The 22,740-nt window shown below is 44.5% G+C and carries 16 protein-coding genes; 9 read left to right on the forward strand and 7 right to left on the reverse strand.

Features of this window, described 5'->3' with window-relative positions:
• Positions 1-4: 4 nt before the first annotated feature.
• Both F7D73_RS09230 and trmB read left to right on the forward strand, forming a co-directional pair.
• Positions 5-772 carry a hypothetical protein gene (locus F7D73_RS09230; RefSeq protein WP_153124124.1) on the forward strand — a complete coding sequence of 256 codons (768 nt, stop codon included), beginning with the start codon at positions 5-7 and terminating at the stop codon, positions 770-772.
• A gap of 138 nt (positions 773-910) precedes the next feature.
• A complete protein-coding gene (trmB, locus tag F7D73_RS09235; protein WP_022121261.1) occupies positions 911-1,681 on the forward strand; it encodes a tRNA (guanosine(46)-N7)-methyltransferase TrmB in 771 nt (256 codons plus the stop codon).
• 260 nt (positions 1,682-1,941) lie between these two features.
• Here the strand turns inward: trmB and rhuM are convergent, their stop codons facing one another.
• The gene (rhuM, locus tag F7D73_RS09240; RefSeq protein ID WP_144154584.1) at positions 1,942-2,943 is read right to left on the reverse strand and encodes a virulence protein RhuM/Fic/DOC family protein; all 1,002 of its coding nucleotides are present in this window, start codon (positions 2,941-2,943) and stop codon (positions 1,942-1,944) included.
• A gap of 290 nt (positions 2,944-3,233) precedes the next feature.
• On the opposite strand from rhuM, the gene F7D73_RS09245 reads away from it, so the two are divergent.
• Together F7D73_RS09245 and F7D73_RS09250 are read left to right on the forward strand one after the other, a co-directional pair.
• Entirely contained in the window at positions 3,234-4,127 is an 894-nt protein-coding gene (locus F7D73_RS09245) for a DNA-binding protein (RefSeq protein WP_153124125.1), read from the forward strand.
• A gap of 233 nt (positions 4,128-4,360) precedes the next feature.
• Positions 4,361-6,715 (forward strand): beta-glucosidase, encoded by a 2,355-nt coding sequence (locus F7D73_RS09250; protein WP_153124205.1) that lies wholly within the window; start codon positions 4,361-4,363, stop codon positions 6,713-6,715.
• A gap of 76 nt (positions 6,716-6,791) precedes the next feature.
• Here F7D73_RS09250 and F7D73_RS09255 read toward each other — a convergent pair whose 3' ends face one another.
• The gene (locus F7D73_RS09255; protein WP_153124127.1) at positions 6,792-7,232 is read right to left on the reverse strand and encodes a hypothetical protein; all 441 of its coding nucleotides are present in this window, start codon (positions 7,230-7,232) and stop codon (positions 6,792-6,794) included.
• Between the two features lie 365 nt (positions 7,233-7,597).
• Between F7D73_RS09255 and F7D73_RS09260 the strand changes: the two genes are divergently transcribed.
• Positions 7,598-9,019, forward strand: coding sequence for an AAA family ATPase (locus F7D73_RS09260; protein ID WP_153124129.1), 1,422 nt, complete (start codon positions 7,598-7,600; stop codon positions 9,017-9,019).
• A gap of 195 nt (positions 9,020-9,214) precedes the next feature.
• Here F7D73_RS09260 and F7D73_RS09265 read toward each other — a convergent pair whose 3' ends face one another.
• Positions 9,215-11,767 (reverse strand): TonB-dependent receptor, encoded by a 2,553-nt coding sequence (locus tag F7D73_RS09265; protein WP_153124130.1) that lies wholly within the window; start codon positions 11,765-11,767, stop codon positions 9,215-9,217.
• 88 nt (positions 11,768-11,855) lie between these two features.
• Positions 11,856-12,719 (reverse strand): GLPGLI family protein, encoded by an 864-nt coding sequence (locus F7D73_RS09270; protein WP_153124132.1) that lies wholly within the window; start codon positions 12,717-12,719, stop codon positions 11,856-11,858.
• A 203-nt stretch (positions 12,720-12,922) separates the two neighbouring features.
• Here F7D73_RS09270 and F7D73_RS16430 point away from each other — a divergent pair, with 203 nt between their 5' ends.
• The 4 genes from F7D73_RS16430 (at position 12,923) to F7D73_RS09290 (ending at position 17,141) form a co-directional block, all read left to right on the forward strand.
• Complete coding sequence (locus F7D73_RS16430) at positions 12,923-14,002, forward strand: winged helix-turn-helix domain-containing protein (protein WP_437182311.1); 1,080 nt, start codon at positions 12,923-12,925, stop codon at positions 14,000-14,002.
• A gap of 124 nt (positions 14,003-14,126) precedes the next feature.
• Entirely contained in the window at positions 14,127-15,650 is a 1,524-nt protein-coding gene (gpmI, locus tag F7D73_RS09280; RefSeq protein WP_117587081.1) for a 2,3-bisphosphoglycerate-independent phosphoglycerate mutase, read from the forward strand.
• A 102-nt stretch (positions 15,651-15,752) separates the two neighbouring features.
• Positions 15,753-16,418, forward strand: a complete 666-nt coding sequence (locus tag F7D73_RS09285) for a uracil-DNA glycosylase (protein ID WP_153124134.1) — start codon at positions 15,753-15,755, stop codon at positions 16,416-16,418.
• Between the two features lie 87 nt (positions 16,419-16,505).
• Positions 16,506-17,141, forward strand: a complete 636-nt coding sequence (locus F7D73_RS09290; protein WP_153124136.1) for a DUF3109 family protein — start codon at positions 16,506-16,508, stop codon at positions 17,139-17,141.
• 111 nt (positions 17,142-17,252) lie between these two features.
• Here the strand turns inward: F7D73_RS09290 and F7D73_RS09295 are convergent, their stop codons facing one another.
• The 3 genes from F7D73_RS09295 to gyrB all read right to left on the reverse strand — a co-directional run bounded on the left by F7D73_RS09295 (position 17,253) and on the right by gyrB (position 22,612).
• Positions 17,253-18,011, reverse strand: coding sequence for an alpha-L-rhamnosidase N-terminal domain-containing protein (locus F7D73_RS09295; RefSeq protein ID WP_194256886.1), 759 nt, complete (start codon positions 18,009-18,011; stop codon positions 17,253-17,255).
• Between the two features lie 135 nt (positions 18,012-18,146).
• A complete protein-coding gene (locus F7D73_RS09300; protein WP_153124140.1) occupies positions 18,147-20,522 on the reverse strand; it encodes a glycoside hydrolase family 95 protein in 2,376 nt (791 codons plus the stop codon).
• Between the two features lie 119 nt (positions 20,523-20,641).
• A complete protein-coding gene (gene gyrB, locus F7D73_RS09305) occupies positions 20,642-22,612 on the reverse strand; it encodes a DNA topoisomerase (ATP-hydrolyzing) subunit B (RefSeq protein WP_153124142.1) in 1,971 nt (656 codons plus the stop codon).
• Positions 22,613-22,740 lie beyond the last annotated feature (128 nt).

Below are 22,740 nucleotides of genomic sequence, written 5' to 3' on the forward strand. Positions count from 1 at the left end.
GCTGATGCGTGATTACCGTAATCTTTATACGGGTTTCGTGGATTATACCGCCGACAAGAGCAAGCATGTTTCCTTCAACATCAACTATAAGCGTCCTCTTGCTACCATCTTTGCCAATGCCTACATCCGCAAGAGCTGGTCTGACAGTCATCTTACGGTGGCTCGTGATTTTGTGGGTGATTATATCATCAACTCCTATTTCTCCAACAGCAGCAGTTCTGAAAACCTGATGGCTGGTGGAAAGGTAAGTAAGGGATTGGGATTCATGCATGGACTCGTTAGCGTAGGTTTTGATTATCTGAGGTTTGATGGCTTCCTGCGTCAGAACGATTCTCCTTCAGCCTATTCATCTGATAACTATATGTTGTCGGCAAAATGGAGTGGTCGTCCTGTGGATTGGTTCAATTTCACCTATGAGCTGAACTGGGATAAGGATAAGATGGTATTGAAGAATTTGGGTTTCGATTCTTCCTCTACCAATCTTGCCCAGAATCTCACTTTCAACTTCCAGCCATTGAAGTCATGGTTCATCAAGTTGCATGGAGAGCATTATCGCAATCAGATAGCAGATCATCAGCACAAGAATCTTACTCTTGCCGATGCATCTACCAGTTATGGCTTCAGAAATGGTATGGAGTTGAGCCTGACTGCGCTTAATCTTTTCAATCAGCGCACCTACGGCTATACTGTTTATTCTGGGTTGACCCGTACGAGCAAGGAGTATCAGTTGCGAGGTAGGACAATACTGATGTCTATATTCTTTCATTTTTGATGATGGAGGCAACAGTTCTGCCGTTTCTGAAAAGAATTTCCGGTAGATTTGGTTAAATATCAAAAATTATAAATGTAATTGTAATAAGAGTATTTATAATTTTTGTACCTTTGTACCCAAACGAAGAAAAAAGAATCAATGAGCAAAGGAAAATTAGCTAAGTTTGCGGATATGGAACGTTTTGAGAACGTGTTCCAGTATCCATATAGTGTTGTAGATGACGTGCCTTTCGATATGAAGGGCAAGTGGCGTGAGATGTATTTCCACAATGATAATCCTATCGTGCTGGAGTTGGGATGCGGCAAGGGTGAATATACCGTGGAACTTGCCAAGCTCTATCCAGAGATGAACTTCATCGGTGTGGATATCAAGGGCGCACGAATGTGGACCGGTGCCAAGAAGGCGATAGAGGAAGGACAGAAGAACGTGGCTTTCCTCCGTACCAACATCGAGATTATCGACCGCTTCTTTGCCGAGGATGAGGTGCAGGAAATCTGGCTCACCTTCTCTGACCCGCAGATGAAGAACCCTCGCAAGCGTCTTACATCTACTTACTTCATGAACCGTTATCGCCACTTCCTCGTGGATGGCGGTATCATCCATCTGAAGACGGACTCCAACTTCCTCTTCACCTATACTACTTATATGGTGGATGGCAACCATCTGCCTGTACTCTTCCGCACCGAGGACCTCTATCATCAGGAGGGTATCGATGAGGAAACACGTAAGATTCTCTCTATTCAGACCTATTATGAGAGTATGTGGATAGAGCGTGGCTTGAACATCAAGTATCAGAAGTTTGCCTTGCCACGTGAGGGTGAGCTGGTGGAACCTGATATTGAGATTCCGCTGGATGATTATCGCAGTTATCGCCGTGATAAGCGAAGCTCAAAGGATACAGCGAAGTAGATTCCTACAATGATTTGAATAAGCTTCCGCAATGCTTTGAATGCCTTTCCTCAAGCGTTATTGGCGTTTGAAGAATGTATCATAAGTATCTGAAAGAAGTAACTGAAGTTGTTCGAAGATACAATAGAAGTTGTTGGAACAGTAAGTATCTCGAAGCGCACAACAGTTGATATGCGGTCGCACATCAGCTGTTGTGCGCTTGTGTTTCAGCTGTTGTGCATGCGTAGAACAGCTGTTGTGCGGTTTTTTAATGGCAATTCTTATTGATTGTCTTTATTAATCAAGTTGACTACCACTTTTACCATTACATCTTTTTCCTCAGTTCTGCTTTCTGCAATCATCAGTGTCAGGGCAACGAGTGTGTTGTCGGCAATTCTCTTATGTCCATTTTCTGCATACAGAATGCCATTCTTCTCCATAAACCAAAGAAAAAGCATGGCCGCAATTCTCTTGTTGCCATCGCTGAATGAATGGTTTTTTACGACAAGGTAGAGCAGCATGGCTGCTTTTTCCTCTACCGAAGCGTAGAGTTCTTCACCGCCGAAGGTTTGGTAAATCTGACCTATGCTGCTCTTGAATGAATCATCCTTCTCATTGGCAAACCATTTACTGCCTCCAAACTTTTCTTTCAAAGCATTGATGGCTTCCATTGCATTTTCGTAGGTGGCATGGAACGGTTCGGCTTGAGTCGTCTTGTCTATGAGTAATGTCTGATAATCATATTTGTCGAGAGTATCCAGGGCATAAACATAGTCACTGATGACATTGAACAGTCCGTTATATTCACCTTCTGAAACCTGATCTTGTAATGTAATCGCACGTGACATCAAACGAACCACTTCTTTCAGTTCGTTGTAATTGTCTAGGCGTTTCTGGTTGATGGCATAGCCCTTGATAATGTATTGCTTCAAGATAGAGGTTGCCCAACGGCGGAAAGAGGTCGCATTTTTGCTATTCACTCTGTACCCTACCGAAATAATCATGTCAAGATTATAATAAGGAATATCACGAATGATTTGTCTCTTACCCTCAAAACGAACCTGTGCATTTTTTGCACAAGTTGACTTTTCGTCTAGTTCTTGACTCTTGTAAATGTTGCGAATGTGTCGTGTAACAGATGTTCTGTCAACAGCAAACAACTCTGCCATTTGGCTTTGTGTAAGCCAAACGGTATCATTCTCTAATTTTACATTCAGCTCTATGTTGCCCTCTGGGGAACGATAGATTTCGATGGAAGAATTTCTCTGCTCCATACCTTTCATTATTTAAATGTCCTTACCCTAGTACCCAACTTTTGGATAATTCGGCAAAGATACGATAATTGTTTGATTCCTACAAGGTTTTCTAGTATTTTTTTCTTCTTTTTGATGAAAATTGCGAAAGATTGAAATGGTTTTGTTTTAAGGAAAGTATCCGTTCTTGCGGGTTACTTTCTTGCCGTTATCGGCAAAAAATAGGGAGGATAATCGCTTTTTTCGTTGTTTCCTTGCCGTTATCGGCAAAAAGTGTTATATTTGCAGTCGAAATACAAATGTAAACTTGCCGATAAAATATGGATTATATATCAGTGAAAGAGTTTGCGCAGAAGTATGGGGTATCAGAACGAACTGCGCGTAATTATTGTGCTTCCGGGAAAATAGAGGGAGTAGTGTTGGTGGGAAAGACATGGAATATTCCTGCCGATGCAACCTTGCCTATGCGTAAATCCAAGAAACAACAGGTTTCTCCACTTCTTTCTATCCTTCGGGAACAGAAGGATATGAAGCTGAAAGGAGGCATTTATCATCGTACTCAAATAGATTTAACCTATAATTCCAATCATATCGAAGGAAGCAGGTTGTCGCATGAGCAGACCCGTTTTATTTTTGAAACCAATACGATAGGCATTACAGACCAAAGTGTAAGGGTGGATGATATCATTGAGACAACCAATCACTTCAGGTGTATCGATTTGATTATCGAACAGGCTGATGAGAAGTTGACCGAAGAGTTCATCAAGAAACTTCATCTTATTCTCAAGTCAGGAACTTCTGATAGCACAAAAGATTGGTTTATGGTGGGAGATTACAAGCGCTTTCCAAATGAAGTGGGGGGCATTGATACTTGTGAACCGAAAATGGTACACAAGGAGATGGTAAGATTGCTGAAGGAGTATAATGCCAAGAAAGAAAAAAAACTGGAGGATATTATCGATTTCCATCAGCGCTTTGAGTCTATTCATCCTTTCCAAGATGGTAATGGAAGAGTGGGGCGACTGATTATGTTCAAGGAGTGCCTAAGCAATGGTATCGTTCCGTTTATCATCACAGATGAATTGAAGATGTTTTATTATAGAGGATTGCATGAGTGGAATCACATTAAAGGTTATCTGATGGATACTTGTCTTACTGCACAGGACTTCTATAAGCGTCTGCTCGATTACTTCCAGATTAAATATCAGGACTAGTCTTAGGCTAGGGATATGTATAGTATGTTATTCTCTTGCTATATCTTTTGTTAAATCCGGGAATAATCTTGTTGAATTCAAGAAGAAAAAGGTGGAAATGCTTGGCGTTTCCACCTTATTTTATTAAATTTGCAGCAAGTTTTTGAAGAAATGCTGTAACTTCTGAGTACTGCATGAACCTGATGAAACGACTAACAGAACAGAAAAGTAATAACTAAATAAACGACAAAATGATGAACTGCAAGAAATTGGCTCTTACCATTGCGGCTGGAGCGGTAGCAACAACAATGATGGCGCAGTCAGCACCTCAGCTGAATGCCAACAACATCGACGAAGTAATCAAGGCGATGACCTTGGAAGAGAAAGCCCAAATCTTGGTGGGCGGTGGTAACGATGGATTCGTGGGCAGTGGCGCTATGCTCGGACACCAGAAGAAGTTCGTGCCGGGTGCTGCGGGTACTACTGTAGCCATCCCTCGTCTCGGCATTCCTACAACTGTTCAGTGTGATGGGCCTGCCGGTGTTCATATCGATGCTCATCGCGAAGGTGACAGCCGTAGCTACTTTGCTACCGGTTTCCCTATCGGAACCTGTCTGGCTTCTACCTGGAACACCGACCTGGTGCGCAAGGTGGGCGAGGCTATCGGTAACGAAACCCTGGAGTATGGCTGTGATGTTGTGCTCGGACCGGGTATGAACCTGCATCGCAATCCGCTCTGTGGCCGTAACTTTGAGTATTATTCAGAAGACCCAATCGTAACGGGTCTTATCGGAACTGCCTTTGTACAGGGTGTACAGAGCCAGGGCGTGGGTGTAAGTGCCAAGCACTTTGCCGTGAACTCTCAGGAAACTGACCGTACCAAGGTGGATGAGCGATTGAGCCAGCGTGCTCTCCGTGAGTTGTATCTGAAAGGTTTTGAGATGATGGTTCGCAAGAGCAATCCTTGGACTATCATGTCTGCCTATAATAAGATTAACGGTGTTTATGCCCAGGGCAACAAGGGCCTCCTTACTGATATTCTCCGCAACGATTGGGGATATAAGGGAATCGTGGAGACCGACTGGATTGGTAAGCGTGCCGACCTTCCTCTGGAACAGGAAGTTGAGGCTGGCAACGACCTGATGATGCCAGGTTATCCAGCACAGGTGCAGGATATTGTTGATGCCGTAAAGAATGGCAAGCTGGATATCAAGGATGTGGACCGCAATGTTCGCCGTATGCTCGAATATATCGTGAAGACTCCTCGATTCAAGGGATATAAATATAGTGGTGAGCCAGACTTGAAGGCTCATGCAGCCATCACCCGTCAGAGTTCTACCGAGGGTATGGTACTTCTGAAGAATGATGCCGCTCTTCCTATCCAGGGCTTGAAGACCGTGGCGCTCTTTGGTGTCAACTCTTACGACTTCATGTCGGGTGGTCTTGGCAGTGGAGCCGTTAATGTAGGCTATTCTGTAGATATGGTTACCGGTTTGAAGAATATCGGTGTGGCAACTACTCCTCAGCTTACAGAAATCTATCAGAATTATGTGAAGTATGCCAAGGCTAAGTTGAAGGCAGACAAGAATCCGATGATGTGGTTCCTGGATCAGGGTCAGCCTAAGCTCGATGAAATCGAGATTACCGAGCGTTGTGTGGCAAGCGAGGAGCCAAAGGCAGACGCAGCCATCATCACCATCGGCCGTCAGGCAGGTGAGGGAATGGATCGCCAGATCAATGGTGAGTTCAACCTCAGTCAGATAGAGCAGGATATGATTTTCCGTGTATCTGATGCTTTCCATGCCAAGGGCAAGAAGGTGATTGTCATCATCAACTCTGGTTCTGTGATGGAGACTGCCAGTTGGAGAGACCGTGTGGATGCTATTCTCGTAGCTTGGCAGCCAGGTATCGAGGGCGGTAACTCTGTTGCTGATATCTTGACCGGTAAGGTGAATCCATCAGGTAAGTTGACCATGACCTGGCCTATCGCTGCTATCGATCATCCATCTACTGCCAACTTCGCCATGGATTACGATATGTACACCTATAAGAATCTGCAGGATTGGAGCAAGGGTAATATCAAGGGTTACGACTATAGCAACCATGAGGAGGATATCTATGTAGGTTATCGCTACTTTGATACCTTCAAGAAGAATGTGGCTTATCCATTCGGTTATGGTTTGAGCTATACTACCTTCGAGTTTGGCAAGCCATCTGTTAAGGCTAAAGGCAACAATATCGAGGTAAGCGTAACCATCAAGAACACTGGTAAGGTTGCCGGCAAGGAAGTTGCTGAGGTTTATGTCACCGCTCCAAAGGGCGCTTACGAGAAGCCAGCCAAGGAACTCAAGACCTTCGGCAAGACCAAGTTGCTGAATCCAGGTGAGAGCCAGACTTTGAAGATGACCCTCGAAAAGCGCGATCTTGCCAGCTTCGATGAGGCCAACAGCCAGTGGAAGGTAGATGCAGGTAACTATCTCTTCAAGGTAGGTAGTGATGTAGAGAACATCAAGGGTACTGCTACATTGAAGGTGGCAGAATACACCGAGAAGACAAGCAATGCCTGCGCTCCTAAGGTTCAGTTGAACTATCTGAAGCAGAATAAATAATTTTTTCCGCAATTAAGGATTGTGTGTTAATAAGAAAGCCTATCACTTGATTGATTGTCAAGTGATAGGCTTTTTACTAATTAGGAATCCCATTAACGACTAAGTTTACTTTGGCGTTGGATGGTATTTTCGGTTTAACCTTGATAAAGTAACATAAAGGTAATGCCATTTCATTGTGCATGCCGCATTCACAGTAAACAGTAATATTATTGTTGTCTTCTGTATATTCTATTTTCTGAGGTTTGATGCTTGTATAATAACAATATGAAATTATACTATAATTTGAAAAGTCGCCTTCAAGTTCCTTGTTTAGGGTACTTTCCCAGGTGACCAGGTATTGTTGTATGTAATTCTTTAACTCTTCCTTGCTGTTAATAACAGTTTCTGGTGTACTTAAATCTCTGTAGTGGGTCGTTTCGTACACCCCTGTAATTCTGTAATCTTCTTCATCACTGCTACAACTTGTCAGACAAAAAATGGCAATGATTGCGAAAAGTGTGGATAATGTTCGTTTCATATGCTTTGTTATTTAAAAATTATTGCAAATATATCATTTATTTCATAAGAATGTATCTTTTTGTGATGTTTTTTAAGGAAAATTATATTTTTATTTATAATTATAGTATTGCGTTAATAAGGTTCTAGAAATCTGTACCCCTATAGGAATCTGGAAGATTGGAGAAAGGGGCAATATCAAGGGAACTGCTACATTGAAGGTGGCAGAATATACGGAGAAGACAAGAAGACTGGCAAAACACCAACAGAATGGCGCATAGAATGCCCCTAAAAGTGCTTATAATAGCCCAAAAGTTGTTTTTTTTAGGACTTTTGGGCTGTTATAAGCACTTTTTTATTATCTTTGCACGCAAAAAGCAATAAAATATGTTGATAGGAAGAGAACAAGAGCAAGAGATGCTGCATAAAGCTTACGAGTCAGATAGCTCACAGTTTGTTGCAGTGTATGGTAGAAGACGTGTGGGCAAGACCTATCTAGTCAGAGAGTGTTTTGCGGATAAATTCGTTTTTCAACATTCTGGTGTTGCAAAAGCAAGTACAAAATTGCAATTGCGTTATTTTAAGGAGTCGCTACTAAAGAGCGGATTCCCAAAGGCTCGTTTGCCCAAAGATTGGATAGAGGCTTTTTCGATGTTGGAGCAATTGATAGAGCAATCAGAAGCTGAGAAGAAAGTAGTTTTCATAGATGAAATACCTTGGATGGATACTCCTCGCTCAAATTTCATTACAGCATTGGAATACTTTTGGAATAGTTTTGCCTCTGCACGCAAGGATGTCCTTTTGATTGTTTGTGGCTCTGCTACATCCTGGATTATTAATAAGGTGTTGAAAAATCATGGCGGTTTGCATAATAGAGTAAACCTCCGTATATCTTTACAACCTTTCACTTTGCACGAATGTGAACTGTATGCCAAAAGCATCGGTATGCGCACAACCCGTTATGAATTGCTGGAATATTATATGGTATTGGGTGGTGTTGCTTTCTATTGGTCTTTGTTGGACAAAGGAAAGAGCGTGGCTCAAAATATAGATAGCCTATTGTTCTCAATAACAGGTCAACTACACAATGAGTTTAACGAGTTGTATGATTCTTTGTTCAACAATCCTGAACCTTACCTGAAAGTTATCAACGTCTTGGGAACCATCAAGGTGGGAATGCCTCGTACAGAACTGCTAGAAAAGATAGGATTGTCGAGTGGTGCCAATATCACTCGAATTCTTGACGACTTGGAAGCATGTGGCTTCATCCGTAAATACAATGCTTTTGGCAAGAAGCGGAATGATACTATTTATCAGCTGATAGACAACTTCACATTGTTCTACTTCAAGTTTATGAAAGACAATAAAGGTGGCGATGAGCATTTCTGGTCGCATAGTTATTTGTCGCCTGTGAGATACACATGGGTTGGCTTGGCGTTTGAGCGAGTATGTATGCAACATGTAAATCAAATCAAGCACAAGTTAGGCATTAGTGGTGTCTTGACAAGTGTTTCTTCCTGGTCTGTCAAAGATGACCCTGTTTATGGTCAAGGTGCGCAAATTGACCTGTTGATAGAACGTGCAGATAATGTAGTGAATGTTTGCGAGATTAAGTTCTCGCAAGATAAATATGTCATTAGTCAGGACTATAGTCGGAATTTAGCACATAAGATAGAGCGTTTCTTGCAGACCACGAAGACCAGAAAGACTTTGCATCTCACAATGATAACAGTAAATGGTCTTGCTCATAATGAGTATTGGGGGATGGTGCAGAGCGAAGTCGTGGCAGATGACTTGTTTCATGAATAAAAAAAACGGCAAAATACCAACAGAATGGCTGTTTTTTCTATAAGGTTAAAAGATAGCGTGATTTTACAAAAAAGTGGCGATATCTTTTACCACAATTAATCTGTAAAGATATCTCTTTGTAGATTTCTCGGCATCTCTTTTCCTATCCTCAAAAGCAAAGAACTCCCGTCTCTTTTCTGAGATGGGAGTTCTTGTTTAGAAGGAATACTGGGCGGAAATCATCAGTTCGCGAGGGCGAAGATAATAGCTGTCAGTCAATGTACTGATGCCGCTATAGATGGTTTCCATATAGTTCTTCTTGTTGAAAAGGTTTCGAAGCTCTGCAGAAAGGCGGAGCTTTTTCATTCTCCAAACTGCCGATGCATCGCCAAGGAGGGTGTTTAGGTGGTTGCCCTCTTGCAGTTCATTGCGATAATGTACGAGCGAGAAGGAGAGGTCTACATGGCTGATGGTAGCGGTGGCAGATACGCTTTGACGCCAATTAAATAACGATGAGTTCGCCATTTTTTGACGTTTCGAGTTGTAAAAAGAGAATTCTCCCTCATAGCTAAAGGCACACCAGGACGGCGAGAAGTCGATGCTAGGCTTCACAGTATAGTTGTCGGCGGTGTAGCTGATGGCTTTGCCGCTGCTGTATTGCTCACCCTTGCTGTAGTTGTAACTGCCCTCCAGGCGGGTCTTCAGATGAAGGTCGTAGAAACCCTTGGAGATATAGAGCGAACCTCCGATGTTGTTGCTCTTGCTGTCCTGCTTATATAATGAGGTATAGTATTTGCCATCCACGATGCGTAGGTCGGATGCCGTGTTCATCCAGTTTTTGCTGGCATTGACCGATGCGCTGAAGAAGATTTCCTTGATAGGGCGCTTGTAGTCGTAACTCAACTTACCATAAAGAGAGCGGGTTATCGGAATGATGTCGCTCGAAGTGTACCAAGAGCGATAACTTTTGCGATATTGCTTTATGGCGTAGTTGGTGGCATTGCCTGTTCCTGTACTGTATCCTGTGTAGATAGTCAACTCTCTACGGAAATCCAATTTCTTATATAAGTAAAGGTAGGGTGATATGGTAAGTAGAGTTTTCTGTGGATAGGTGAAGCGTTCCCAGATGAAATCGGGAGAGAACGACATACGGAACGTCTCGGTCTTGTATTGCCAGTAAGGGGTGAACTTCCCTGTGATGTTAAGGCTGTTTTTGCCGATTTCATCGTGGCTGTTTCCGATGAATCCGTTGTTTTTGCCGATTTTATCGCTTCTTTCCTGATATTTCGCATAGATGTTGTTGAGGTCGATACTCATTCTATATTCCTGTGTCCAGTGGAAGCGATTCCTCATCCACTGTAAGGCGTGGGCAGTATGCCAAAGGTTGGTGCGGATACGATTGCGGTCGTCATTAACGTAAAGGTCTGCCACACCATGGTGATAGTCGGCAGTGCTGCGCCAAGAGAGTTGGCTTTTCTTGAAGACGAAGAGGCGGTAGATACTTGCCGAGAGGTCGAGCTTTGGGATGCGGACACGTTGGGTAAGCGTGTCGTTGATGTTTGACAAACCATCGTTTTGTGCTGCGCTGAGGCTGATGCTCTCGTTGCCATAATGCTCAGCCTTGTTTACCTTGTTCTCCCATTGCAGATTGAAGGCATCGCTGATCATCGTCTTGTGGTTGTGCTCCGTGGTAACTGTGGGAGCTTCGCCGCCGAGGTCGTAGATACTCATGTTCTCTCGCTCTTGTCTGGTTACCGTACGAAGATAGTTGGCTTCTATGCGAGTCTCTGCATCGTCCTTGTTCTTCTTGATATGGTTGATGGAGTATTTTTGCGAGGTGTTGAAGCGCAGGCGTTCTTCATCGATAGGAGCGTCAAGCGATGGTACTGATATCCATGATGGAAGGGAGGCAGGAGCCAGACGATTGCTGTAAGATGCAAGTTGGTTAAGTGCATAGCCGAGATTTTTGCCTGTTCTGTCGTATTCTGCATCATACATCATCTGTTTCTTCTTGCCAATTTGCATGATATTGATGCTTCCGCCTACGTGGGACGGATGCCCTACGAGCATGTAAGGCTTGAGGGTGGGCATCAGTTTGTCGCGAGCACTATCTTTCAGGGCGATGTTCATCGCTACATTATCTGTAAAGGTCTTGTTCTGGAGCGCCTTGATAGGCTGGTCATGCTCGATGACTTCGGCCTTTTTCACATCTTTTGCCTTGATGTTTTCTTCTAGCTGGTTGTATTTGCCACCAGTCAGGTCGAGTCCTTCCACGGTGAATCTATTGATAGGTTTACCATTGTAATTGATACGGCCATTCTTCTCTATATCCACGCCTGGCAGCTTTTTCAATACATCCTTCAGACTGTTGTCTCGTTCGTTGGCAAAGCGGGTGAGATCGAAAGATATGGTGTCTCGACCTGTGATGCGAGAGCCTTTCACCTGTACTTCCTTCAAGACAAAAGCTGTTGAAGCCATACTGATGATGGTTTCTTTTCCCGATGAAACCGCCGTTTTTTGCTTTTTATAGCCCATATAGGAAGCTTGCAGCATATCGCCAGTTTGCTTTTGTGCTATGGGAATCAGGAAAGTTCCGTCTTCCTTGCTGCGTGTAAACTTCAAGGGCTTTCCATTGCGCAGCAGAGTAACTGATACGTTGGCCAGGCGGTTGTGTGTAAGTGAATCTTCCACATAACCGCTAATCTTCTCTTGGGCAAACGCATGGCAAGCCATGAATAGAATGGTGAAAAGAACTATTATTTTCTTCATCTTTTTTTCTCTCTTTTCTATTTTACCTTAGACACTTATCTTGCTGATGTCTTTAAGACGTTTGTCTGGCAAAAAAGTAAACTGCTAATTATCTTTCAATCGGATTGTATGGCTCAGCACGCTTGGAATGCTTCAGGATATTTCCTTTTTCATCCTTGATCTTTACAATTGCAGCATACTTGGCATCTTGAAGCAGATAGCCGATAGGGTCGGCATAGTATTTTTTGTAAATGGAGGTCAATGATTTGCGGTCGATAGGCTCGAAAGTCTTACCTTTATAATAGATAGGTATGGAGCCTTTGCCTGTTGTGAGTCCTACAGCTGTAAATCCATAATCGTTCTCGGAGTCGTGAACCTTGAGAATCAATCCCGGCAGTCCGCTCAGCTTCCAGGGACCATTGTCAATAGGGATGTCTTCCGTGTACCATGCAATCCATGTTCTACCCTTAAACTTGGCAATAGCCTGGTGGCACTCGTAACCGCAGATGGAATCGATGCTGTCAGTGAGTTGCCAGTCTATCGGTTCCATCGGTTCAATGCACACATATCTGTCGGCTGCAAAGAAATCGAGATAGGCAGTCTTGCCCTGTTCTGGATAGTTCTTATATACTTTCCAATTAATCTGTCCGCCATTACCGGAGAAATTGACTGGTATTCCTTTTGCCATATTTGCGGAGATGGTAGAGTCTCTTTGGAATATCGGATAACTGTAGAATGCGGAATACTTGTTGCCAATCTGCAAGAGCATTTTCTCTTCGATGCGGCCAATGAGGGTGTCGGTCTTGGTATATTTCTTTTCGTAAATATACTCGGCATTATATACTACCTGATACTTTACCTGATCAATGGAATCTCCCATGCCAATGCTTGATTCATCGAACAGGTTTACTGTTTGAGCTTGGAGCATGCAAGCATATAATGCAAGCCATGCTATTAATAATACCTTTTTCATAATCTTCGTCTATTATTCATTATTTTATCTGTTTCTTTCGTTTTTGTGATGCAAAGGTACTGAGATCATCCGATGAAATCGATGATTTCTGTTACTGAGTTATTACTTTTGCTTCTTTTCGCCTATTATTATTTTATTACTCTTGCCTTTGTTTACGGATTTTTCAGTAACTTTGCCGTCAAAATTCAAAAGATTAGGAAAGTATGAACAGTAACAGTAAGCTGAAAATAGTATGGATGGTATGTGGAGTAGCAATCGCATTGTTGTTCTGCACGCAGGCTTATTGGCTCCATCTTCAATGTCAATATAGCTTAGACCAGCAGGTAGAGCAATTCAAGAGGGATTGTGATGAGGTGTTGGCGCAAGATTTGAAGAATAGGAAAAAACTGCAGGAGAATTCATCTACAAAAGGTAGAAGAGATACGGTTATGCTCAAGGTAGAAACTCAATTTGATATGAAGAAGGGATGTAGTCGTAATACGCTTTCTTTTTGGAACAATCATCGTTTTCTTGTCCGTTTGAATGATCCTGATCTTACGGGTGATGATGCTTATCTCATCATTAGCAGATATCTGGCTAATATAGGTAAGCATCCTTCCTTGGCTGCCTATCAAAGATTGCTGGATGATAAGGGATATGGAAAGATATCCTCTTTTCGACATCTGGATTATAAGACTGTCTTCCTGGATGCAAGATATGATGTCGAAGGTAGATGGTCACGTCTAGTGACAGTGAAATATCAGACGAACCCAATGTTTCGCCAAGGTATTTCCTTTCAGGTGCCCATTCCTATTACTCGAACGCTCAAAGCCATGATGTGGCAATTGATAGGAAGCATCTTTCTCTTTTTCATCTTGATAGAATGTCTGTATTATCTGGTTAAGACCATAGTCTTCCAGAAACGCATTGATGGCATTCGCCATGAGTTCCTGAAGAATATGATTTATGAGTTGAAGCAACCGAAAGAAGACGACAAAGGTGAAGAAACTGCTGTTTTTATCGGTTCCATAGCTTTCTACTATGCGCAGAATGAACTGCAATGTGGTAATTCCAGAGTAGTCATCACATCTCGTCAAGCTGAAATTCTGAAGCTTCTTGCCGAGAACCAGAACCAGCTTGTAGAGCGGGATTTCATACTGAATGAAGTATGGGGTGATGACTCATACTCCAATTCCCTTGCCCTGAACGTGCAGATTACCTATCTTCGCCGGGCATTGAACCTGGATGAAAAGGTAAGTATCGAAGCTGTCATCAAGAAGGGATATATCCTGCGAACCTGTTGATCTTGTTATCAACTCTCATCTTTTTAGAAAGGTGGGAGTTTTTTTATCTTAATTTATTTTGTCCTTCACCTATTTTGTTGTAACTTTGCAGTCGAAATTCGAATTTAAATTATTTTATGTAATTATGGCAAAAAAAGCTCTTTTAATGATTCTCGACGGATGGGGAATCGGTAAGCATGATAAGGGTGATGTTATCTTCAAGACTCCAACTCCTTATCTCGATTATTTGACAGCAGTTTCAGCACATTCTACTCTCCAGACTTGTGGCGAGGACGTTGGTCTTCCTAACGGTCAGATGGGTAACTCAGAGGTAGGTCACCTCAACATCGGTGCTGGTCGTGTGGTATATCAGGACCTCGTTAAGATTAACAAGGCTTGCGAGAGCGGTGACATCTTGAAGAATCAGGAGATCATCAACGCTTACAGCTATGCTCAGAAGACTGGTAAGAAGCTCCACTTGATGGGCTTGACTTCTACCGGTGGTGTTCACTCTTCTTTGGATCACCTCTTCAAGTTGATTGAGATTGGTAAGGAATATGGTTTGAAGGAGACATACGTTCACTGCTTCATGGATGGTCGTGATACAGACCCTAAGAGCGGTAAGGGCTTCATCGAGGAGGTTCAGGCTTGCTGCGACAAGAACGGTGCACATATCGCAAGCATCGTAGGTCGTTTCTATGCTATGGACCGTGACAAGCGCTGGAACCGTGTGAAGGAAGCATACGACTTGCTCGTTGAGGGTAAGGGTAAGCAGGCTGACGATATGGTGAAGGCAATGCAGGAGAGCTATGATGAGGACGTAACAGACGAGTTCATCAAGCCAATCAATAACTCTAAGGTTGACGGTACTATCCAGGAGGGTGATGTTGTTATCTTCATCAACTACCGTAACGACCGTGCCAAGGAGTTGACACAGGTATTGACTCAGCAGGATATGCCAGAGGAAGGCATGCACACCATCAAGGACTTGCAGTACTACTGTATGACTCCATACGATGCAAGCTTCCAGGGCGTTCACATCCTCTTCCCTAAGGAGAATGTAATGAACACCCTCGGTGAGTACTTGAGCGCACAGGGCAAGAAGCAGCTCCACACTGCAGAGACAGAGAAGTATGCTCACGTAACATTCTTCTTCAACGGTGGTCGTGAGACTCCATACGAGGGTGAGGACCGTATCCTGGTTCCTTCTCCAAAGGTGGCTACATACGACTTGAAGCCAGAGATGAGTGCTTACGAGGTAAAGGATAAGTTGGTGGGTGCTATTAACACACAGGAGTACGACTTCATCGTTGTAAACTTCGCTAATGGTGATATGGTAGGTCACACTGGTATCTACAACGCTATCGCTAAGGCTGTTCACGCTGTTGATAACTGTGTAAAGGACGTTATCGAGGCTGCCAAGGCTAACGATTATGAGGCTATCATCATTGCTGACCACGGTAATGCAGACCACGCTATCAACGAGGACGGTACACCAAACACCGCTCACTCTTTGAACCCAGTTCCATTCATCTACGTAACTGACAACAACTCAGCTACAGTTAAGGATGGCCGTTTGGCAGACGTTGCTCCTTCTATCCTCCACATCATGGGCTTGGAGCAGCCAGCTGATATGACTGGTGAGAACTTGATTTCTGACAACAAGTAAAAACGATTTTATATACCTCAAAAAAGTATCCTAAGATACTTGGCTAAGTATCTTAGGATACTTGCGTAAGTATCTTAAGATACTTTTGAATTTATATTAAGCATGAACGTAAAGATAGAAGAAAGTTGGAGACTGCATATAGGAGAAGAGTTCGACAAGCAGTATTTTGTTGACCTCACAAACTTCGTGAAAGAGGAATACCTGCGTACGCCCTGTTATCCTCCGGGCCGCTTGATTTTCAATGCCTTCAATCTCTGTCCTTTTGATGATGTGAAGGTAGTGATTATCGGACAGGACCCTTACCATGAGCCGGGTCAGGCGATGGGACTGAGTTTCTCTGTGCCGGACGGAATCACTTTCCCACCATCATTGATTAATATATTCAAGGAGATTCAGATGGATCTCGGCACTCCGATGCCAGCCACGGGCGATTTGACCCGCTGGGCAAAGCAGGGAGTCTTGTTGCTCAACGCCACCCTTACCGTTCGTGCCCATCAGGCAGCGAGCCATCAGCGCAAGGGCTGGGAGCAATTTACAGATGCAGCTATCCAGGCGCTCAGCAAGGATAAGGAACACCTGGTGTTTATCCTCTGGGGCGGTTATGCCCGAAGCAAGGCAAAGCTCATTGATACGAGCAAGCATCTGATATTGGAAAGCGTTCATCCTTCGCCATTATCAGCCAACAGAGGCGGATGGTTTGGCAATCATCATTTCTCCCGCTGCAATGCGTATCTGCAGCAGAATGGTATTTCGCCTATCCAATGGTAGGTACACCTAATTATATATAGCTATCCACCCATGGGTAGCTATCATTATTTAATATATCAAAGACATTTATTCATCTCAAGAAACATTATGAAGAAAGACGAACTGCGTATTCTGCAGGTGGGCAACGTATTGGTTTCACCTGATATTATCACCGAAAAATTCTGTTGCGACCTTGATGCCTGCAAGGGTGAGTGCTGCATCGAAGGCGATGCGGGAGCTCCTGTAACCCTGGATGAAATCATGGAGATAGAGGATGCGCTCGATGTGGTTTGGGATGATCTCTCGGCTTCTGCCCAGGCCATCATTGACAAGCAGGGCGTGGCTTATACCGATATTGAAGGCGATTTGGTGACGAGCATCGTGAATGGTAAGGATTGTGTGTTTACCTGCTACCAGGATTTGAAAGACCTGGGCGATGGACATACGATTCCGAATTGTTGTCTCTGTGCCTTGGAGCGTGCTTATCGCGAAGGAAAGTCGAAGTTCAAGAAGCCTATCTCTTGTGCTTTGTATCCAATCCGTGCCAAGGATTTCGGCAACGAGGTGTATGGCATCAACTATAACAAGTGGCGCATCTGCAAGGATGCCATCAAGAAGGGAGAGGAGTTGAATCTTCCTGTTTATAAATTCCTGGAGGGTCCGTTGGTAGAGAAGTTTGGCAAAGAATGGTATGATGAACTTTGCGAAGTAGCAGAGCAGTTGCTTGCCGATTTGGAAGATTAAATTCAGTTTAGTTTGAGACTTTGGAAGATATGATTTCCAAAGTCTTTTTTATTTGGTGCAACAAAGTCTTTTTGGCATAATGAAAAAAGAGATTTCGAATAGCTTGGTAGCTTATTCCGAAATCTCTAATCCTTCAATATTTACGATATTGCTTTTTTTGAATCTGCCATTCCATGTGAGGGTATAGATTCTTTGATTTTGAAATCTGAAGCGGAAGAAAGCCTGTTCATCCAATTCTCCGTTGCAAACGTATTGAAACCCATTGATGTTCAGTTTTTCTCCTCTGTGGGCCTCTCTGATGGTAATACGGATGGTGCCATAGAAGGGACGACCAAAGTCAATATTGTAGCCTAAAGAGTCGTTATAGGTACGAATGGGTTTGAGGATTTTTCCTAATTTATTCTCAGATTGACACACCTTGAATTCTTCTGTAGAAAGACTTCTGTCAATGTCCATGCTTCCTATAGGACGATGCCAACCATACGGTTGATACTCTTCTGTTTTCCAATCAATGATGTTGGTACGCGCATCAAAACGCTCACTTTCTCCTGAATAGCAATCCTTGGGTTGTCGACAGAGCCAGGAGCCATCAGTTTGGTGGTGGAAAGGAACGCTGTCCTGATCCCAACCGTATATCTCCAGTGAAAGCTGTTTGCCATGGCTAGGTTTGCCCTGAGGTGCATACCAGACAGCAATGACGTTGTCACCGGCTTTCAGATATCGGGTTATATCAAAAGTGCGTGATTGGAGTACATCATTCTTGATGCCTTCGAATTTTAAGCTTCCCGTTACGTTTCTTTCATTTATAAATATCTTGTAGTCGCCTGTACTGGCAACATTTGCGAATGCCTGTAGTGGGCGATGGGGCATGATATAGCTTTTTCTAAACCATACTTCTGCTGATTCATCGGGGAGTGGATATGAAATCCAATGGGTACCGAACTCTTGTGCATTGGAGCTCAGTACCCATAGTAATGAAAATATGAGAGAAGTTATATATCTCATTTATTTAATCAATTTTGTTTCTCCAGCCTTGAAGTTGAGGACTTTCTGCTTTCCGTTGTAGTTGACGGTCAGACTTCCTGCATTCTTGCTGGTAATAATAGCTTTCTTAACTTGTCCTTTATTCCATGATAGTGCAATCTCGTAATTGCCGCGAGCCTTGATACCCTTTATCTCTCCTGCAGACCATTCTTTAGGAAGGGCAGGGAGTAAATCCATCGTCTCGCCATCACATTGCATCAGCATCTCGCATACACCTGCTGTGCCACCGAAGTTGCCATCAATCTGGAATGGTGGATGGGCATCAAAGAGGTTAGGGTAGGTGCCACCGCTATGGTGCTTGCTATCCTTGTAAACTTCAGGGCTTACGTAGGTGAGCAGCTTGCGGTATATCTGGTAGGCCTTGTCGGCACGATGCAGGCGCGCCCAGAGGTTGATTCTCCAGCCAGTACTCCAGCCGGTGGAATTATCGCCCTTGATTTCAAGAGTCTTGGTTGCGGCAGCAGCAAGCTCCGGAGTCTTATCTACCGAAATCTGATGGAACGGATACAGTCCCAGCAGGTGTGACTGGTGGCGATGATGCCAATCCTGGTCTTCCCAATCGTGATACCACTCCATCAGATTGCCTCGCTTACCGATGTGGTAAGGGCGCAGGCGATTGAGGGCCGATTGCAACTGCTGCTGGTAATCGTTGTCGATACCCAGGGCTTTTGCTCCCTTGATGGTGTTCTTAAAGAGCTCGCGGATGATGGCGAGATCGGCGGTTCCGCCATAGAAACTGCTGCCGCGGTAGCCCTTATCGGTGATGTAATCTGCCTCTGGCGATGTGCAAGGGGCTGTAATCAGTTCGTTTGGATTGTGTGGATTCGGGATAAGCCACTCCAGTAGGAAGTCGGCAGCGCCCTTCATCAAAGGATAGGCTGTATTGCGAAGATATTCGGTATCTCGCGTATAGTCGTAGTGATCCCAAAGGGTTTCTACGAGCCAGGCTCCACCCATCGCCCAGTTGCTCCATTGTGGACTCTCGTTTCCGGTTCCCACAGGATTGCTCATCGCCCAGGCATCTGTGTTGTGTCCGGCGCACCATCCCTTATCGATGCCATAGAAGTGCTGGGCATTGTGTCGGCCTGTTACCGACATGCCTTCAACCAATCCGTCTACCGGGGCCACCAGTTCTGGGAGGTTGGTGACTTCTGCCGGCCAGTAATTCTCTTCCAGGTTGATGTTGATGGTATAGTTGCCGCGCCATGGCGAACGGAGGACTGGTGCCCAGAGTCCCTGCAGGTTGGCTGGCACGCCCTTGGTTCTACTGCTGCTGATGAGCAGGTATCTGCCATATTGGAAGTAGAGCTGTTCCAGATAAGGATTGCTCTCGTGGTTGTCGCTGTAGGCGAGCAACTGCTTGTCGGTAGGGCGGGTGGCATCATATTTGGCTCCTTTCAGGTTCAGGCTTACTCTGTCAAAGAGCTTCTTGTAGTCGGCGATGTGGCGCTGCTTGAATTCATCGTATGTAAAGTTGGCGAGATGCCAGGCATCATCGGCTACGTTCTCGATGTATGGAGCTCCTTCCTTCACGGGATGCTTGTCGAAGCCATTGTAACTCGTTTCGTTGATGAGATAGATGATAGCCTCGCTCACATCCTTCAGATGGAGAACTGAATCGCTTGCCCACACTTTTCCGTCGGTGTTCTTCACCTGAAGCATGGCACAGTAATGCGTACTGTTGGCTTCGTCACCGAGCACATGTCCCGTCATGGTGAGCTGTCCTCTAGATGCTTTCACCTGATGGGGAATGAGGGAGGTGAGGGAGATGTCGCTGTTGATGGCTCTCTTTTGGGAAGAACTCAGCTTGATGGCAATCATCTTATCGGGATGAGAAGCAAAATACTCTTTGGTATATTGAATGCCGTTGCGCCTGTAATGAACAGTAGCCAGAGAGTTGTCGAGGCTCAGTTCGCGGTAATAATCCGTAAACTCGCCCAGGTTGCAGTCTTTGATGTTGATCATGCCCAGCGGCTGATAGAACTCCGAGTTGTGACCTTGTACATAGTGCTGCAGGGAATCGGCAGTTTTGTAATCCTCTTTAAACAACGCCTCTCTGATTTTTGGAATCCACTTGAAGGCATCGCCACCTTCGTTGGGATTTACAGGAACGCCCGTCCAAAGGGTGATGTCATTGAGCTGGATAGAGTCATTATTGGCTCCACCATAAATTAGCGCACCCAGTTTGCCATTGCCTATCGGAAGTGACTCTTCGAAGGCGTATGCAGGTTTGTTGTACCACAATTTGTTGGGTTGCGGTATTTTGCTAACAGTTGCCGCCTGGCAGTTCAAAAGACCTGAGGCTGTTAGTGCAAGCGTAAAAAGCAGATGCTTCATAAATTCTGTTTTGTTAGTTGTTAAAATATGATGCTTGGAAGTGATGCCCATAGGATGAGCTTATCTAAAAAAGGGGGTAGACTCTTGCCTAGTCTGCCCCCAATATGTTCGTGTTAACTTTAAGCGTCGATATTGGCATAAGTAGCGTTCTGCTCAATGAACTCGCGACGTGGCTCCACATCATCGCCCATCAGCATAGAGAAAATCTCGTCAGCCTGAGCTGCATTATCGATAGTTACCTGCTTGAGCAAGCGGGTAGATGGGTCCATAGTGGTTTCCCAAAGCTGCTCTGGGTTCATCTCACCCAAACCTTTGTATCGCTGAGTGTGAATATTCTTGTCTTCCAACCCCTCGCCATACTTGTCGATGAATGCCTGGCGCTGCTGCTCTGTATAGCAATACTCGCTCACCTTGTTACGGTAAGTACACTTGTAGAGAGGTGGAGTAGCGATATACAGGTGACCTTCCTCGATAACCTTTGGCATGAAGCGATAGAACAAAGTCATAATCAATGTGTCGATGTGTGAACCATCGACGTCGGCATCGGTCATGATAATAATCTTGTCGTAACGCAGCTTGTCTGTGTTTGCCTCCTTGCTGTCTTCACCGTCTACACCGAAGCGAACTCCGATACTCTGGATAATGTTCATGACAGATTCAGCTTCGAATACTTTATGCCACTGAACCTTTTCTACGTTCAGAATCTTACCACGCAATGGGAGAATAGCCTGGCGGAAACGGTCGCGACCCTGCTTGGCTGAACCACCAGCGGAATCACCCTCGACAAGAAAAATCTCGCATTCCTTAGGATCCTTCATGGAACAGTCTGCAAGCTTACCAGGCAGACCACCACCTGTCATGAAGTTCTTGCGCTGTACGCTTTCACGTGCCTTGCGGGCTGCAATACGTGCAGTAGCAGCCAATACTACCTTCTCGCAGATGCGCTTAGCTTCGTCTGGATGCTCCTCCAGGTAATCAGCCAAAGCTTCATTTACCGCCTGCTGGACGGCTCCCTGAACCTCGCTGTTACCGAGCTTGGTCTTGGTCTGTCCCTCAAACTGAGGTTCTGCCACCTTGATAGAGATGACGGCTGTAAGACCCTCGCGGAAGTCCTCTGGTGCAATCTCTACCTTTGCCTTCTCTATTTGCTTAGAGATGGTCGGGTCGGCTTCTGCGTAAGCCTTCAGAGTACGAGTCAACGCCATGCGGAAACCAGTCAGATGGGTACCACCCTCAATGGTGTTGATGTTATTGACGTATGAGTGGATATTCTCTGAATAGTCTGTGTTGTACATCACAGCAATCTCGATAGGAATACCCTGCTTCTCGGTCTTCAGATAGATAACATCATCGAAGAGGTGAGTGCGGTGACGGTCTACGTAACGGACGAATTCCTTCAAACCATCCTTGGCATGGAATACCTCCTCCTTGGTCTTACCTTCCTCGTCAGGGCGCAAATCTTTCAAGGTAATCTTGATGCCTGCATTAAGGAAAGCTAACTCGCGCATACGGTTGGCGATGATATCCCATTTGTAGACGGTGTGAGTAAAGATGGTTGGATCTGGCCAGAACTGCTGGCGTGTACCGCGCTTGTTGGTTTCACCTACCACCTTAACCGGATAGAGAGGCTTACCCTTCTCATATTCCTGCTGGTAGATTTTGCCGCCACGGAACACCTGTGACAACATGTGGGTAGAAAGTGCATTCACACAACTTACACCCACACCATGCAAACCACCGGAAACTTTGTAAGAACCCTTGTCGAACTTACCACCTGCGTGAAGCACGGTCATTACGACTTCAAGGGCTGATTTATGTAGCTTCGCGTGCATATCCACAGGGATACCACGTCCATTATCTTCTACAGTGATAGAGTTGTCTTCGTTGATGGTAACTTCAATGTCTGTACAGTAGCCAGCCATTGCTTCATCAATAGAGTTGTCAACAGTTTCGTTGACCAAGTGGTGAAGACCTTTTTCAGAGATGTCACCAATGTACATCGCTGGGCGCTTGCGAACAGCTTCCAAGCCTTCAAGGACCTGAATGTTACTCGCAGAGTAATTATTTGCGTTGTTTTGATTATCTGCCATTTTAGTATTGTCTTATTTCTGTGCAAAGATACTAAAAAAAGCTGAGATACAGAAGGTTTTCTTTGTGAAAAATAGCGAAAAAAGAGATAAAAACAGAAGTTTTTTGAGAAGTGTAAGAAATAGCTGGA

It is taken from the genome of Segatella copri, assembly GCF_009494395.1.
Classification (GTDB): Bacteria; Bacteroidota; Bacteroidia; order Bacteroidales; family Bacteroidaceae; genus Prevotella.